Here is a 14030-nt window from a genome sequence, read left to right as displayed (position 1 = left end):
AAAAATCCTTTGTTTTGACCTTGTTAGGGTGCGAAATGTGAGGTTTGCCCTGAAGGCAGACAGCCTTTTGGGTCAGCCCCCCTCTTCTTTACTTATGGCACAAGCAATAGCTTGCCATGCGTTTTCCGCCCCTGCAGCAGCTGATGCACTTCAGAAGCCTGCTCAAGCGGGTAGACGCCGCCGATCATCAGCTTCAGGCTTCCTTCCTGCACCCACGCGAGCAATTCCCGCAAACTTTGTTCGTACAACGCCCGCTTTTTCATGATTTGCGGCAAGAAAAAGCCGATCACCGACCAGTTTTTCGCCATCAGCCGGACTGGATTGAGACGCGTCATTTCCCCGCTCGCCGCCCCATATACGACCAGGCGGCCGAACGGAGCGAGGCAATCGAGCGTCTGATGAAAGACATCGCCGCCCGCCATTTCCAAAGCGACATCGACGCCGCGCCCACCGGTCGCCTCCATCACGGCCGCCGCCCAGCTGTCTTTTGTATAATCAATGGTGACATCAGCGCCAAGCTGTTTGGCGAGCGCTCGTTTTTCCTCCGTGCTTGCCGTGGCGATGACCATTTTGGCGCCGAACCGTTTCGCCAATTGGACGGCAATCGTCCCAACGCCGCCGGCTGCGGCATGAACGAGCACCGTCTCTCCTTCTTCCAAGCGGCCCATCGTTTTGAGAATATGGTAGGCGCTTAGCCCTTGCACCGGCAAGGCCGCCGCCTGCCGGGCATCCATTCCATCCGGAAGCGGCACGACCGCCCGTTCATCGACGGCGACAAACTCAGCGTAGCCGCCGGATTCGATCAACGCGACGACGCGTTGCCCCGGGAGGACCGTTTGCACCTCCGGACCAACTTCACGGACAACGCCCGCCACTTCCGTCCCAGGTATGAACGGAAGCGGCGTCGGCACAACATAGCGGCCTTCCCGTCGGGCTGTATCCGCATAGTTGACGCCGATCGCTTCAGCTTCAATCACGACTTGCCGCCCCGTGGGTTTCGGACGTTCGCCTTCGCAAACACGCAAGACATCCGGTCCACCGTATTCAACGAATTGGACAAATTTCATGGCGATATCCCCTCTTTCGTTACTTTTGTCGACGCCATATCGCGCAGTTCCGGGCCGAACGGCCCCAGCTCAAGTTTTGGAACGGCAGAAAGCGACCCATGCCGGTTGATGTAGTCGATTTCTTTTTCCAAGCCGTACGCCGTCATCCAACGGCCGACGCGCGAGGCAGACAACACTTCTTTCGCCTTTCCTTCATCCGAATATTGCCGGTAAAAGAGCCATGCGGCCGTCGCGCTGTCGGACAGCTCCGCCGCGTTGATCCCTTGCTCGATCAAGCAGTGCACAAAGTAGCCGGCGCCATAAAAGTCTTCTAGGCAAAAACGGCCCGACGAGCCGGAACAAATCACAATGATCGTCTCTTCCTGATGTAAACGGCAAATATGCTCGCCGACCGCCGGGCTGTTCAGTAAGCTCGCCGCGTACACCGCACGGGCTGGCTGAGCTCTGCGAATCGCCACCGTGCCATTGGTCGTCGATAGCACGACTGTTTTCCCTGGACAAACCGTTTGCAAAAATAGCGGCGCCGGCGGATGAAAACCGGCGATCGTCCGCCCTTCGTATTCGCCGACGAGCTCATAGCTGCCCTCTGGCAAGCGAAGCGCGATCTCCTTGGCCTCCTCGGCATCGCGCACCGGGATCACCGAACGAGCGCCGGCAGCGAGAACTGCTGTAATCGACGAGGTGGCAAGCAAAACATCGAACACGACAGCCACCTTTCGATCAGCAAGCGCCATCTCATCAATGTCTTCTTTGCGCAGCACGACATGCACTTTTGTCATCACGCCGCCTCACCGTCCTGTCGCCAGCTGCCATGCATGCTCAATGAGCGCTTCGACAAACTGGCCAAAATGGCGAAACCGCTCATCGTTCGTCTGTCCGCGGCGGTAGCGGTAATAAATTTGCTGGCAAATGACCGCTAATTTAAAGTAGGCAAACGTTAAATAAACGTGTATATCGGACACATCACGGCCGCTTTTTTTGGCATATGCCTCAATAAACTGTTCGCGCGTATAAAAACCGGGACGGACGGTGACCGGCGCGCGGCCAAACCCACTTTTAATGAGTGGAGGATCGTCTTCCTCAATCCAATAACTCATGGCCACCGCCAAATCGGCAAGCGGATCCCCGACCGTCGACATCTCCCAATCAAACAGCCCAACCATTTTGGTGATGTCGTCTTTGGCAAACAAAGCGTTATTCAGCTTAAAATCGTAATGGATTACGGTTGCTTCGCGCTGCGGTGGGATGTGGGAAGCGAGCCACTTCATCAGCGCCTCGGCTTCCGGAATATCATCCGTCTTGGCCCGCTCATAGCGCTGGATCCATCCGTGCACTTGCCGTTCCATAAATCCATCCGGCTTTACCATCTGAACGAGGCGTGTGTTCGTATAATCAATTTGATGGATACGGACAAGCGTCTCGACCATCGTCTCGGAAATGCCGCGGCAAACCTCCTCCGTCGGAGTGATGCCATCGGGAAAATCACTGTCAATCACGACGCCATGCCGCCGCTCCATGACGAAAAACGGACTGCCGATCACCGATTCGTCTTCACAAAAATAGAATGGTTTCGGCGCCAACGGGAACAGCGGATGGATTTCAGAAAGCCACGTGCTCTCCCGCTTCATATCGTGCGCTTTCGGCGGCACCGGGCCAAACGGCGGCCGGCGCAGCACCGCCTCCCACTCCCCACAGCGGAGCAAATACGTCAAATTCGACCGGCCGGCGGAAAATTGCTGGATCTCGAGCTCCCCATCCGGCATGTCCGGCAGCACCGTGCGCAAAAACTTGGCCAGCTTCCCTGCCGGCAGTTCTTCCCCCTTGCGCACTGGAATAATCGCTGTCATCTCCCTCTCCCCCTTGGTCAACAATTCAAGCGCGCCATTGCCGCCGCACGAACAGCATCCATCGACACACCTCGGATCAAACTTGTTTGTCTCTCTTTTCACTCGGCTTTCGAGACAGACGGCGCGTTCATGCCATCAAGCAGGATCTCCACCATCTGCTTCGCCACCTCGGCATCGGTCAGCTCGCCGTCCGGACGAAACCATTGGTAGCTCCAATTGGCCGCCCCAAGAACGGTAAGCGTGGCGATCGATGGTGACAAATCGCAGCGCAGTTCACCGCTTTTCATTCCTTCCTCAATCAACGACTGCAGCCGATAGCGGAACAAATCGCGCTTTTCTTTTACTTTCTGTAAATGCTCTTCATTCAAATGCTTCATTTCACGAAAAAAAATACGCGCTTCCCGTCCCTGCCGTTCGACATTATGGATGAGCATGAAGACGATGTCATACAGTCGTTCCCGCACCGAGCGCTGTGTATCGCTTATAATCCGCTCCTCTTCGTCCAGCAGCCATTCAATGTAGCGAAGGTGAATATCCATCAACAGTTCTTCTTTGCTTGTAAAATAGTAATAAAACGTCCCTTTTGTCACCCCGAGGGCGTCAACGATGTCTTGGATCGATGTTTCGCTGAAGCCGTTTTGTTCAAACAGCTCAATGCTGGCAGCCATAATTTTCTCCTTCACGTTTTTACACCTCTTGCCTAAAATGTAGTCGCTGCCAGCTATTGTACCATAAAACAGCCAAGCCTGCTTCGGACTTGGCCGAAAGCCGCGCCGTTATTGCGAGCGGGATGCTTCTTCACGCAAGGCGCGGCGCAAAATTTTCCCGACGTTCGTCTTCGGCAGTTCGGCACGGAACTCGACAATGCGCGGCACTTTGTACGCCGCTAAGTTTTTTCGGCAATGGGCAAGAATGTCTTCTTCGCTTGCCTGTTGTCCGTCTTTTAACACAATGATCGCCTTCACCGTTTCACCGCGATACGGATCAGGCACGCCAACCGCCGCCGCCTCTTTCACCGCTGGATGTTCGTACAGCACTTCTTCGATTTCACGCGGATAAATGTTATAGCCGCCGGCGATGATCAGATCTTTTTTCCGGTCGACAATCGTCACATACCCTTCCTCGTCAATCGAAGCCAAATCGCCAGTGTACAGCCATCCGTCACGCAGCGCCACGGCCGTTTCTTCCGGCATGTTCCAATAGCCTTTCATCACTTGCGGTCCACGGATAATCAGCTCGCCGACTTCTCCTGGCGGCAACTCTTGCGTGCCAGTCGCCACATCGACGACTTTGTACTCAGTCAGCGGCATGCCGATGCCGACCGTGCCCGGCTTGCGAGCCGCAAACGGCGGATTGCAATGCGTCACCGGCGAGGCTTCAGACAAGCCGTATCCTTCAAGGACAACCGCTCCCGTTTTCGCCTCGAAGTCGCGCATCAATTCAAGCGGCATCGGTGCGCTGCCGCTGTTGCACGTTTTGATGCTGCTGATGCCGTACTGCTCGACACCCGGCGTATTGGTAATCGCGACATACATCGTCGGCACGCCTGGAAACACGGTTGGTTGCTTGTCGCGAATTGTCTCCAACACTTCTTTCAGCTCAAAGCGCGGCAGCAAAATGTTTTCCGCTCCTTGGTAAATGGCCAAGTTCATTCCCGACGTCATCGCGAACACGTGGAACAACGGGATGACGGTTAAATATCGCTCTTTCCCGAACTCAAATGTCCCTTTGAAAAATTCGGCGCATTGCAAGACGTTGGCGAAAATGTTGCGGTGGGTGAGCATCGCTCCTTTGGAGCGCCCCGTCGTCCCTCCCGTATATTGCAATACAGCAACGTCGTGCATCGGCTCGATCGGCACCGGGCGCACCACTCCGCTTCCTGCGGCAAGAAATTCGTCAAACGTGACATCTCCTTCAGCCAGCGCAACGGACGACGGCGCCCCAAGGCTGACGGTGACCGCCTGCTTGACGGCTGTCTCCCCTCTGACGGCGGCAAGGCGCGGATAAAGCGGTTCATAAATGACGATCGTCTCGGCGCCGGAGTCTTTGAGCAAATAGGCAAGTTCGCGCTCAACAAGCATCGGGTTCACTTGTGTGACGATCGCGCCCGCCTGCAAAATGCCATAGTAAGCGATGACATATTGCGGGCAGTTCGGCAGCATGATTGCGACGCGGTCGCCTTTTTGCACGCCGCGCGCCTGCAGGCTTGAGGTGAAACGGTTGACCGCCGCCTCAAGCTCGGCATAGGTGATCGTCTTGTCGTAAAATGTCAGCGCCGGCTGGGAGCCGAATTCCGCCGCTCGTTCATGCAGTACATCGCATACCGTTTTGTCGGGAATATCCATATAGAACGAAATGTGTTCCGGATAAAGAGACAACGCCCGTTTTTCGCCCATTTGCGTTTCCCCCTTTTTTAATTAAATGCCGGTCGCATGGCTGCCGCCGTCAACGACGAGGAGCGCGCCCGTGACAAAGGCGGACGCCGGGGAAGCGAGAAACAAGACGGCCCCTTTCAAGTCATCTTCGCCGCCAAAGCGGCCGAGCGGCGTATGCTCGAGCACTTTTTTCCCAACGCGTTCAAGAACGACTTTTGACATTTTCGTCGGGAAAAAGCCCGGAGCCACCGCGTTGACGCGAATGCCGTGCTTCCCCCATTTGGCTGCTAGGTCCCTCGTAAACGTAATGACCGCCCCTTTGCTCGTGTTGTAGCCGATCGTATTTAAAATGTCCGGGTGCGTGCCGCCAAGGCCGGCGACGGAAGCGATGTTGATGATGGCGCCGCCCGTTTGCTTCTCAATCATCACCTTGCCGGCCGCCTGGCTCATGAGAAACGTGCCGGTTACATTGACGTTCATCACCTTTTGCCATGCTTCAAGCGGCATCTCTTCGACCGGCGCTCCCCACGTCGCTCCGCTGTTGTTCACCAAAATATCGATGCCGCCAAACTCCTTCACCGTCGTTTCGACGACATGTTGGACATCATCCGGGTTCGTCACATCACACTTTAGCGCCAATGAACGGACGCCCAGCTGTTCCAACTTTTCTTTCACTTGCTTGCACGCCTCCACTTTGCGCGAGCAGACGACAACGTTCGCCCCCGCTTCGGCGAGGCCGACGGCGATTTGCTCGCCGAGCCCGCGCCCGCCGCCGGTGACGATGGCGGTTTTTCCTTCGATTTTAAACAAGTCCAACACATGCATAAACGCCACTTCCTCTCCCTTTATTGTTCATATGGACGCAACTCAAGCTTGGCTACTTGCTCTTTATGCACCTCATCCGGCCCGTCGGCCAACCGAAGCGTGCGCGAGTTCGCCCACATGGCAGCAAGCGGAAAATCGTTGCTCACCCCGGCGGCGCCGAACGCCTGAATGGCGCGGTCGATCACTTTTAAGGCGACATTCGGAGCGACAACTTTAATCATGGCAATTTCTTTGCGCGCCGCTTTGTTGCCGACCGTATCCATCATGTACGCTGCCTTCATTGTCAACAGGCGCGCCTGCTCGATCTCAATGCGCGACTGAGCGATCCAATCGCGAATGACGCCATGGTCCGCAAGCCGCTTGCCGAACGCGACCCGCGACTGCACGCGCCGGCACATAAGCTCAAGCGCCCGCTCCGCCGCTCCAATCAAGCGCATGCAATGATGGATTCGCCCCGGTCCAAGCCGCCCTTGGGCGATGGCAAATCCTTTCCCTTCTCCCCAAATGATGTTCTCTTTCGGCACTCGCACGTTGTCATACGTAATCTCCGCATGCCCGTGCGGCGCATGGTCAAAACCGAACACCGGCAGCATCCGTTCGATTTTCACCCCCGGCGTATCAAGCGGAACGATGATCATCGACTGCTGCTCATGCTTCGGGGCATCCGGATTCGTTTTCCCCATCACAATGGCGACTTTGCAGCGCGGGTCGCCGGCGCCGGACGACCACCATTTCCGCCCGTTGATGACGTATTCGTCCCCGTCGCGGACGATGGAAGCGCGAATGTTCGTCGCATCGCTTGACGCGACGTCCGGTTCGGTCATCGAAAAGCAGGAGCGGATTTCTCCGTTCAAGAGCGGGATGAGCCATTTCCGCTTTTGTTCTTCTGTTCCATAGCGGACGAGCACTTCCATATTGCCGGTATCCGGCGCATTGCAGTTGAACACTTCCGGAGCGATGAGCGAACGGCCCATAATTTCGCAAAGCGGCGCGTATTCGACGTTCGTTAAGCCGGCTCCGTATTCGCTGTCCGGCAAAAACAAGTTCCAGAGCCCTTCTTTTTTCGCTTTTTCCTTCAGCTCTTCGATGATGGGCGGCACCCCTGACCATCTTGACTCTTGGGCGTTCAGCTGCTCCTCATACACCCTTTCGTTCGGATAAATGTACTCTTCCATGAAAGCGCTTAATTTTTTGATCAACTCTTGGACTTTCGGCGAATAGGAAAAGTCCATGTCATCCCCTCCCTGTATACTAACCGGTTAGTATGTGCCCTTTATTTCTACTATACCTCGACCAAAAGAAATATTCAATATTTTTTGATAAATATATCTCACATTCAAAAAAAGAGAGGACGAATCCGCCCCCCATGTCACTGTCTGATATAGCGTTTGTACAATGCTTGCGTGCCGCTGTTTTCCTCACCGGCTTGCGCCAGCTCCTCATACATTTGTTTGGCGAGCGCCAGCCCTGGCAGCGGCAAGTTCATCCGCTCGGCTTCCTCAAGCGCAATTTTCATATCTTTAATGAAATGCTTGATGTAAAACCCCGGAGCAAAATCGCCTGACAACATGCGCGGCGCCAAGTTGCTCAGCGACCAGCTGCCCGCCGCCCCTTTGGCGATGCTTTCCAACACTTTGAATGGATCAAGACCAGCCCGCTTCGCATACGCCATGGCCTCGCAAACGCCGATCATATTGGTGGCGATGGCAATTTGGTTGCACATTTTCGTATGCTGGCCGGCTCCAGCTCCTCCTTGCCGCACGATGTTCGTGCCAAGCCGCTCGAGAATCGGCTTGCACGCCAAAAAGACGTCTTCATCACCGCCGACCATAATCGTCAACGTTCCTTCGCGCGCACCGATGTCACCGCCGGACACCGGGGCGTCCAACGCGTGAATCCCTTTTTGCTTGGCTGCTTCATAAATGGACTTTGCAAGCGTCGGCGTTGACGTCGTCATATCGATGACATACGTTCCCGGCCGCGCATTCTCCAAAATGCCGCCTTCGCCGAAATACACTTGCTCGACATCGTGAGGATAGCCGACCATCGTGATGACGACATCCGCCTCCCGCGCCAAATCAGCGACCGTTTCCTTCCAAACCGCCCCTTCCTGAAGCAAGTCTTCCGCCTTTTCTTTTGTGCGTGTATAGACGAGAAGCGGATAGCCCGCCTTCAGCAAATGGCGCGCCATGCTTTTTCCCATGACGCCAAGGCCGATAAACCCGATCGTTTTCAACGCTGTCCTCTCCCTTCTTGTCCGTTTGGCCGCAAGCGCCCAGCGATCTGCCCACCACCTGCGCTTCGCTTAGCAGCGGAGGCTTCTTTCGAAAATCGTTAAATCGCTTTGACCATGCCGCCGTCGACGATCAACGCTTGTCCGGTGACGTACGAGTTCGCTTCGGACAATAGAAAGACGACGACGTTCGCAAATTCTTCCGGCGTCCCGTAGCGGCCGAGCGGAATGGCGCTTTTCATGCGCGCTTCCATTTCCTCTTTTGTAATGCCAAGCTTTTCGGCGTTCACCTTATCTAAAAAGGCGACGCGTTCTGTCGCAATCCGCCCGGGAGCGACGGTGTTGATCAAAATGTTGTCCCGCGCGAATTCCGTCGCCAACGTTTTCGTCAGCCCGACAATCCCGGTGCGAAACGTGTTCGACAAAATCAAGCCCGGAATCGGTTCTTTGATCGATGACGAAGCGATGTTGACAATTTTGCCGCCGTTTTTCTTTAAATATGGCAGCGCTTCACGAATCAGCCGAATGTAGCTCAATAAATTGAGCTCAAACGCATATTGCCAGTCTTCGTCGCTCACCGTTTCAAACGTTCCCGCCGGAGGGCCGCCGGCGTTGTTGACGAGCAAATCGATCGTCCCAAACGTCTCGACCGTTTTGGCGACAAGCTGGCGAATGTCGTCGGCGTTGGTGACATCTGTGCGCGTATAAGCGACGCGTCCCTTATGTAAACTGTTCAATTCTTCCGCCACTTCGTGCAACTTTTCTTCGTTTCGGCTCGTGATCATCACGTTTGCTCCTTCAAGCACAAGCGCCCGGGCGATCGCCTTGCCAAGCCCTTGGCTCGAGGCAGCGACAAGCGCCGTTTTTCCCGCCAATCCAAGTTCCATCGTCATCCCTCCAACAAAAGAATGGTGTTACGTAACCATATTCGCGCTCATTCGTCATTTTCCTTCTTTCGATCAGCGAAAAAAGTGATCCGCTGGGCGGATCACCTCTCTTCGAAAAGCGACTGAAACCGTTTCATCCCTTCCTCGACGTCAAGGCGATCAACGTGAAACGAATTCGGATTGGCAGCCTTCATCGGATCAGCATCAGTCCGCACCCCAATCGCCTCGGCGCCGTCGGCGGTCGGATCGTTAATGACGCTTTCGCGGGCGCCGTCGCGGTAAAACATGTGCGGGTGATCGTTTCGTCCACGCTCTGGCATCAAATTCCCCCCTTTTTTCCGGTAGTGTTCCGTAAGACATGGAAAATCATTCACCGATCAAGGAAAGGCGGGGAAAAAGAAAGAGCCCGCGCATCGCAGGCTCCCCTTTTCCTTTTCAGCTTTCAAGCAGCAAATCTTCCGGATTTTCGATCAAGTCTTTCACCGTTTTCAAGAACCCGACGGCCTCTTTGCCATCGATAATGCGATGGTCGTACGACAAAGCAACGTACATCATCGGCCGGTTTTCGATCCGCTCTTCGTCGATGGCGACCGGGCGCAGTTTGATCGAATGCATCCCTAAAATGCCGACTTGCGGGCCGTTGAGAAGCGGAGTCGACAGAAGCGAGCCGAAGACGCCGCCGTTTGTGATCGTAAACGTGCCGCCTTGCAAATCGGCAAGCGACAACTTATTGCTGCGTGCTTTCGCCGCCAATTCGGCAATGTCGCGCTCAATTTCGGCGAAGTTTTTCCGGTCGCAGTCGCGCACAACCGGAACGACAAGCCCTTCATCCGTCGATACGGCAACGCCGATATCGTAATATTTTTTCAGCAAAATCTCATCGCCTTGGATCTCCGCGTTGACGTACGGATATTTTTTCAGCGCCGCGACAGCCGCTTTGACGAAAAACGACATAAAGCCAAGGCGGACGTCATGCTCTTCGAAAAATTTATCTTTTTTCCGCTTGCGCAAATCGATGACCGCCGACATGTCAATTTCGTTAAATGTCGTCAACATCGCGGTCGTTTGCGTCACTTCCAACAGCCGTTTGGCGATCGTTTGCCGACGGCGCGACATTTTTTCGCGGATGACCGGCTTGCCGGCCTCAGCGGTTGGAACGGCGGCCGGCGTCGACGTCGGCGCGGCTTGCGGCGCCGGCTGCGGAGCGGCGGCCGGCTGGGCGGCAAACGAGGCGACGTCTTGTTTGCGCACGCGTCCAAGCGGATCAACGGTCGGCACTTGCGTCAAGTCGATCCCTTTTTCACGCGCCATTTTCCGAGCAGCCGGCGAAGCAATCGGTCGTTGGCCTGGCGCTTGGGCAACCGCAACCGGCTGCGGCGCTGGCTGCTCAGCACGGTCGACCGGCACAGCCGGTTTTGGTTCCTCGGCCAGCTGCGGCGCCTTCTCTGGTGCAGGCGGTGCCGACGCCGCTCCTTCTCCGATAATGGCGATCGCTTGACCGACCGCAACCGTATCGCCTTCATTGGCAAGCAGCTGTTGCAAAACGCCCGACTCTTCCGCCATAATTTCCACGTTCACTTTATCCGTTTCCAGCTCGCAAATCGATTCTCCTTTTTCCACGTAGTCGCCCGGTTTTTTCAGCCATTGGGCGATCGTTCCCTCCGTGATGGATTCTGCTAACTCTGGGACTTTGATCTCAGCCACGTTGATGCCCTCCTCAAATGTTCCGTAGTCATCATTCATGCTTCGTCAATGCACAGCGGATGATGCGCTCCTGCTCTTTTCGGTGGACGACCGGATCGCCTTCCGCCGGGCTGGCCCGCCGGCGCCGCCCAATGTAACTGACATCGACACCCTCTGGAGCCAACGCCCGCAGGCGCGGTTCCATATACAGCCATGCCCCCATGTTTTTCGGTTCTTCTTGCACCCAGACGAGCTCTTTGACGTTCGGATAGCGGGCGATGATGTCTCTCACTGCTTCTTCCGGGAATGGGTACAGCTCTTCAATGCGCACGACGTGTAGCCAATCGAGCCCTTCGGTTTTGCCGATCTGTTCGGCTAAATCGATCATCAATTTGCCGGTGCCAAACACGATGCGTTCCACTTTGCCAGCGTCAGCGCCCAATCCCGGCTGTTCCAGCACCGGCGAGAACGCACCGTCAACGAACGCTTCCGCATCCGATTCCGCCAGCGGATGGCGGAGCAAACTTTTCGGCGTCATAATGATGAGCGGGCGAACTTCTTCCCTTGTCAACAGCGCCGCCTGCCGCCGCAAAATATGGAAATATTGCGCGGCCGTCGATAAGTTGGCGACCGTCCAGTTGTTTTCCGCCGCCAGCTGCAAAAAGCGCTCGACGCGGCCGCTTGAATGTTCCGGGCCCTGCCCTTCGTAGCCGTGCGGCAAGAGCATGACAAGCCCAGATTTTTGCCCCCATTTCGCCCGGCCGGATGAAATGAATTGATCAAACATCACTTGCGCCATGTTGGCGAAGTCGCCAAATTGCGCTTCCCACAGCACGAGCGTCTCCGGCGCGTACACGTTGTAGCCGTATTCATAGCCGAGCACGGCTGCTTCCGTCAGCGGGCTGTTGTACACGACAAATGACGCTTTGGCGCCGCTGATATGGTGAAGCGGCACATACTCTTTGCCGGTTTTCACGTCATGCAGCACTAAATGGCGCTGTGCGAACGTGCCGCGCTGCGAATCTTGACCAGTCAGACGGATCGGCACCCCGTCTTGCAAAATCGTGGCGAACGCCAAAATTTCCGCGTGCGCCCAATCGACTTTGCCGTTTTGCGCAAACACGCCGCTTCGCCGTTTTAAAATGCGCTCAAGCTTGTTAAAGACGTTGAATCCGTCCGGAAACTGCAACAATTCTTCGTTCACACGATGGAGCACGTCTTTCGCCACGCTTGTTTTCACTTCCGGTAGCCGATCGACGACCGGTTTGGGCGGATCCATGATGAAATCAAGCTCGTCTTCGTTTTTCGGCACCCGCTCGTAGGCGATTTTCAGCCGTTCCGCCACCTCTTGCTCCATTTCGTCGACTTCCCGCTCGGTGATGATCCCTTTTTCCATCAATTTTTGCGCATACAGCTTGCGCACAGTCGGATGTTGGTTGATGATCGCGTACATCGTCGGGTTCGTCGCCATCGGCTCATCCATTTCATTATGACCGAAGCGGCGGTAACCGATTAGGTCAATGACAAAGTCTTTTTTAAACCGCTGGCGGTAGGCAAACGCCAAGCATGCGGCCGCCAAACAAGCCTCCGGGTCGTCGGCATTGACGTGCACAATCGGCACCTCAAACCCTTTCGCCATATCGGAAGCATACGTCGTCGAGCGTGAATCGTAACTCTCCGTCGTAAAGCCGATCATGTTATTGGCGATGATATGGATCGTCCCGCCGGTCGTATAGCCGCGCAGCTGGCTTAAGTTGAGCGTTTCCGCGACGATCCCTTGTCCCGGGAACGCGGCATCGCCGTGAATCAAGATGGCAAACGACGCATCCATATTTTGCACCGGCACTCCTGGTTTTGTCCGATCTTCTTGCGCGGCGCGCGTGTAGCCAAGCACAACCGGATTGACCACTTCGAGATGGCTTGGGTTGTTAGCGAGCGTAATCCGCATCGTATGCGCGCTTTTATTGCGAAGGCGGCGCGCCGCTCCTAAGTGGTATTTGACATCGCCCGTCCACCCGTACGTGATCGCCACTGACCCTTCAGACGGAATGAAATTTTTGCTTTCCGCATGCTGAAACTCGGCGAAAATCATTTCGTACGGCTTGCCGAGCACGTGAGCCAGCACGTTCAACCGGCCGCGGTGCGCCATGCCGATGTTGACGGCGTCGATTTCATGTTCGATCGCCTGCCTGACAAGCTCATCCAAAAGCGGCACCATGGCGTCAAGCCCCTCAATCGAAAACCGCTTTTGCCCGACGTACGTCCGATGGATGAATTTTTCAAACCCTTCGACTTCCGTCAAGCGGCGCAACAAGGCGACCCGCTCTTTGTTCGCCAGGCTCGGATAGTACGCTCCGGACTCAATTTGCTGGATGAGCCAGTTCCTTTCTTCTAGATTATGTACTTGCGAGAATTCAAACGCGATTTTATCGGTATAAACTTTGCGCAAGTGCAAGATGGCATCCCAGCCGTTTTGAACATGGGCCGGAGCATGCGGGCAAAGGAACGCAACTGGAATGCGCTTTAAGTCCTCTTCCGTCAAATCGTACTCGTCAAGCTCGAGACGGCGCAGCTTTTTCTCTTCTTTGACGAGCGGATTCGTGTCGGCAGCCAGATGGCCATAATGGCGAATGCTGTCCGCCAGCTTGACAGCGGCGACAAGCTTGCTGAAGGCGTTCGGCGTTTCCGGCAGCCGGAACGTTTGATGCGTTTTGGCTGTTTCGTCATCCGCAGGAGAAACCGGTTCTTCCAAGACCGGCGCCCCCCACTGTTCGAATAATCGTTTCAGTTCCGGGTCGACACTGTCCGGGTCATCGAGATACTGTTCATACATGTCGATGACATAGCCGAGGTTCGGCCCGTAAAACTGGCTCCACGGTTGAGCGTAGTTCGTCTGTTTTGCCATCGTGAAAAAACCTCCACCTTGTTTTCGCATCGTTTGGGCTGGCAACAGCTATGCATAAAAGTCCTCATTGCGCTGCCAGCATCCCCAAACGTACAGCAAAATAACGGTATAAACGTTTTCACTATTTATTTTAGCACTATCGCTCACTAAAATCGACGAAGAAGCTGAAAAAATTTCACTTATTATCATTGTATGAATAGAAAAAAGA

At 55.2% G+C, this 14030-nt stretch carries 11 protein-coding genes and 1 pseudogene; all 12 read right to left on the bottom strand.

The genetic code is table 11. From position 1 onward, the window contains the following. Window positions 1–92: 92 nt before the first annotated feature. The 12 genes and pseudogenes from ETR37_RS02475 to ETR37_RS02420 all read right to left on the bottom strand — a co-directional run bounded on the left by ETR37_RS02475 (window position 93) and on the right by ETR37_RS02420 (window position 13822). The gene (locus ETR37_RS02475) at window positions 93–1067 is read right to left on the bottom strand and encodes a quinone oxidoreductase family protein (RefSeq protein ID WP_015374325.1); all 975 of its coding nucleotides are present in this window, start codon (window positions 1065–1067) and stop codon (window positions 93–95) included. Continuing rightward, window positions 1064–1846, bottom strand: coding sequence for a 2-phosphosulfolactate phosphatase (locus ETR37_RS02470; protein WP_015374324.1), 783 nt, complete (start codon window positions 1844–1846; stop codon window positions 1064–1066). Before ETR37_RS02470 ends, ETR37_RS02475 begins: the two co-directional genes overlap by 4 nt. Window positions 1847–1855: 9 nt before the next feature. Beyond that, on the bottom strand, window positions 1856–2914 hold the full coding sequence (locus ETR37_RS02465; RefSeq protein WP_011230532.1) for a phosphotransferase family protein: 1059 nt from the start codon (window positions 2912–2914) through the stop codon (window positions 1856–1858). 98 nt (window positions 2915–3012) lie between these two features. After that, window positions 3013–3597, bottom strand: coding sequence for a TetR/AcrR family transcriptional regulator (locus tag ETR37_RS02460; protein ID WP_044743271.1), 585 nt, complete (start codon window positions 3595–3597; stop codon window positions 3013–3015). 93 nt (window positions 3598–3690) lie between these two features. After that, entirely contained in the window at window positions 3691–5310 is a 1620-nt protein-coding gene (locus ETR37_RS02455) for a long-chain-fatty-acid--CoA ligase (protein ID WP_020756250.1), read from the bottom strand. Between the two features lie 21 nt (window positions 5311–5331). Next, complete coding sequence (locus tag ETR37_RS02450) at window positions 5332–6114, bottom strand: SDR family oxidoreductase (RefSeq protein ID WP_129446848.1); 783 nt, start codon at window positions 6112–6114, stop codon at window positions 5332–5334. Window positions 6115–6134: 20 nt separating this feature from the next. Next, complete coding sequence (locus ETR37_RS02445; RefSeq protein WP_015374320.1) at window positions 6135–7346, bottom strand: acyl-CoA dehydrogenase; 1212 nt, start codon at window positions 7344–7346, stop codon at window positions 6135–6137. 137 nt (window positions 7347–7483) lie between these two features. After that, window positions 7484–8389: pseudogene (locus ETR37_RS02440) on the bottom strand (NAD(P)-dependent oxidoreductase); the annotation flags it as partial. 59 nt (window positions 8390–8448) lie between these two features. Further along, window positions 8449–9234, bottom strand: coding sequence for an SDR family oxidoreductase (locus ETR37_RS02435; RefSeq protein ID WP_060788047.1), 786 nt, complete (start codon window positions 9232–9234; stop codon window positions 8449–8451). Between the two features lie 101 nt (window positions 9235–9335). Continuing rightward, a complete protein-coding gene (locus ETR37_RS02430) occupies window positions 9336–9554 on the bottom strand; it encodes a hypothetical protein (RefSeq protein ID WP_060788048.1) in 219 nt (72 codons plus the stop codon). A 115-nt stretch (window positions 9555–9669) separates the two neighbouring features. After that, window positions 9670–10938, bottom strand: coding sequence for a 2-oxoglutarate dehydrogenase complex dihydrolipoyllysine-residue succinyltransferase (gene odhB / locus ETR37_RS02425; protein WP_015374316.1), 1269 nt, complete (start codon window positions 10936–10938; stop codon window positions 9670–9672). Window positions 10939–10969: 31 nt separating this feature from the next. Continuing rightward, window positions 10970–13822, bottom strand: a complete 2853-nt coding sequence (locus ETR37_RS02420; RefSeq protein ID WP_129446847.1) for a 2-oxoglutarate dehydrogenase E1 component — start codon at window positions 13820–13822, stop codon at window positions 10970–10972. Window positions 13823–14030: the final 208 nt, after the last annotated feature.

Source organism: Geobacillus sp. PK12, assembly GCF_004123125.1.
GTDB lineage: Bacteria > Bacillota > Bacilli > Bacillales > Anoxybacillaceae > Geobacillus > Geobacillus zalihae.
This window is presented reverse-complemented; position numbering and strand designations above follow the sequence as displayed.

Excerpts from the sequence above, each read along its gene's own strand:
- ETR37_RS02435 (WP_060788047.1), bottom strand. The coding sequence starts at position 9,234 with ATGGAACTTGGATTGGCGGGAAAAACGGCGCTTGTCGCTGCCTCGAGC.
- ETR37_RS02450 (WP_129446848.1), bottom strand. The coding sequence starts at position 6,114 with ATGCATGTGTTGGACTTGTTTAAAATCGAAGGAAAAACCGCCATCGTC.
- ETR37_RS02430 (WP_060788048.1), bottom strand. The coding sequence starts at position 9,554 with ATGCCAGAGCGTGGACGAAACGATCACCCGCACATGTTTTACCGCGAC.
- ETR37_RS02445 (WP_015374320.1), bottom strand. The coding sequence starts at position 7,346 with ATGGACTTTTCCTATTCGCCGAAAGTCCAAGAGTTGATCAAAAAATTA.
- ETR37_RS02475 (WP_015374325.1), bottom strand. The coding sequence starts at position 1,067 with ATGAAATTTGTCCAATTCGTTGAATACGGTGGACCGGATGTCTTGCGT.
- ETR37_RS02420 (WP_129446847.1), bottom strand. The coding sequence starts at position 13,822 with ATGGCAAAACAGACGAACTACGCTCAACCGTGGAGCCAGTTTTACGGG.
- ETR37_RS02455 (WP_020756250.1), bottom strand. The coding sequence starts at position 5,310 with ATGGGCGAAAAACGGGCGTTGTCTCTTTATCCGGAACACATTTCGTTC.
- ETR37_RS02465 (WP_011230532.1), bottom strand. The coding sequence starts at position 2,914 with ATGACAGCGATTATTCCAGTGCGCAAGGGGGAAGAACTGCCGGCAGGG.
- ETR37_RS02470 (WP_015374324.1), bottom strand. The coding sequence starts at position 1,846 with ATGACAAAAGTGCATGTCGTGCTGCGCAAAGAAGACATTGATGAGATG.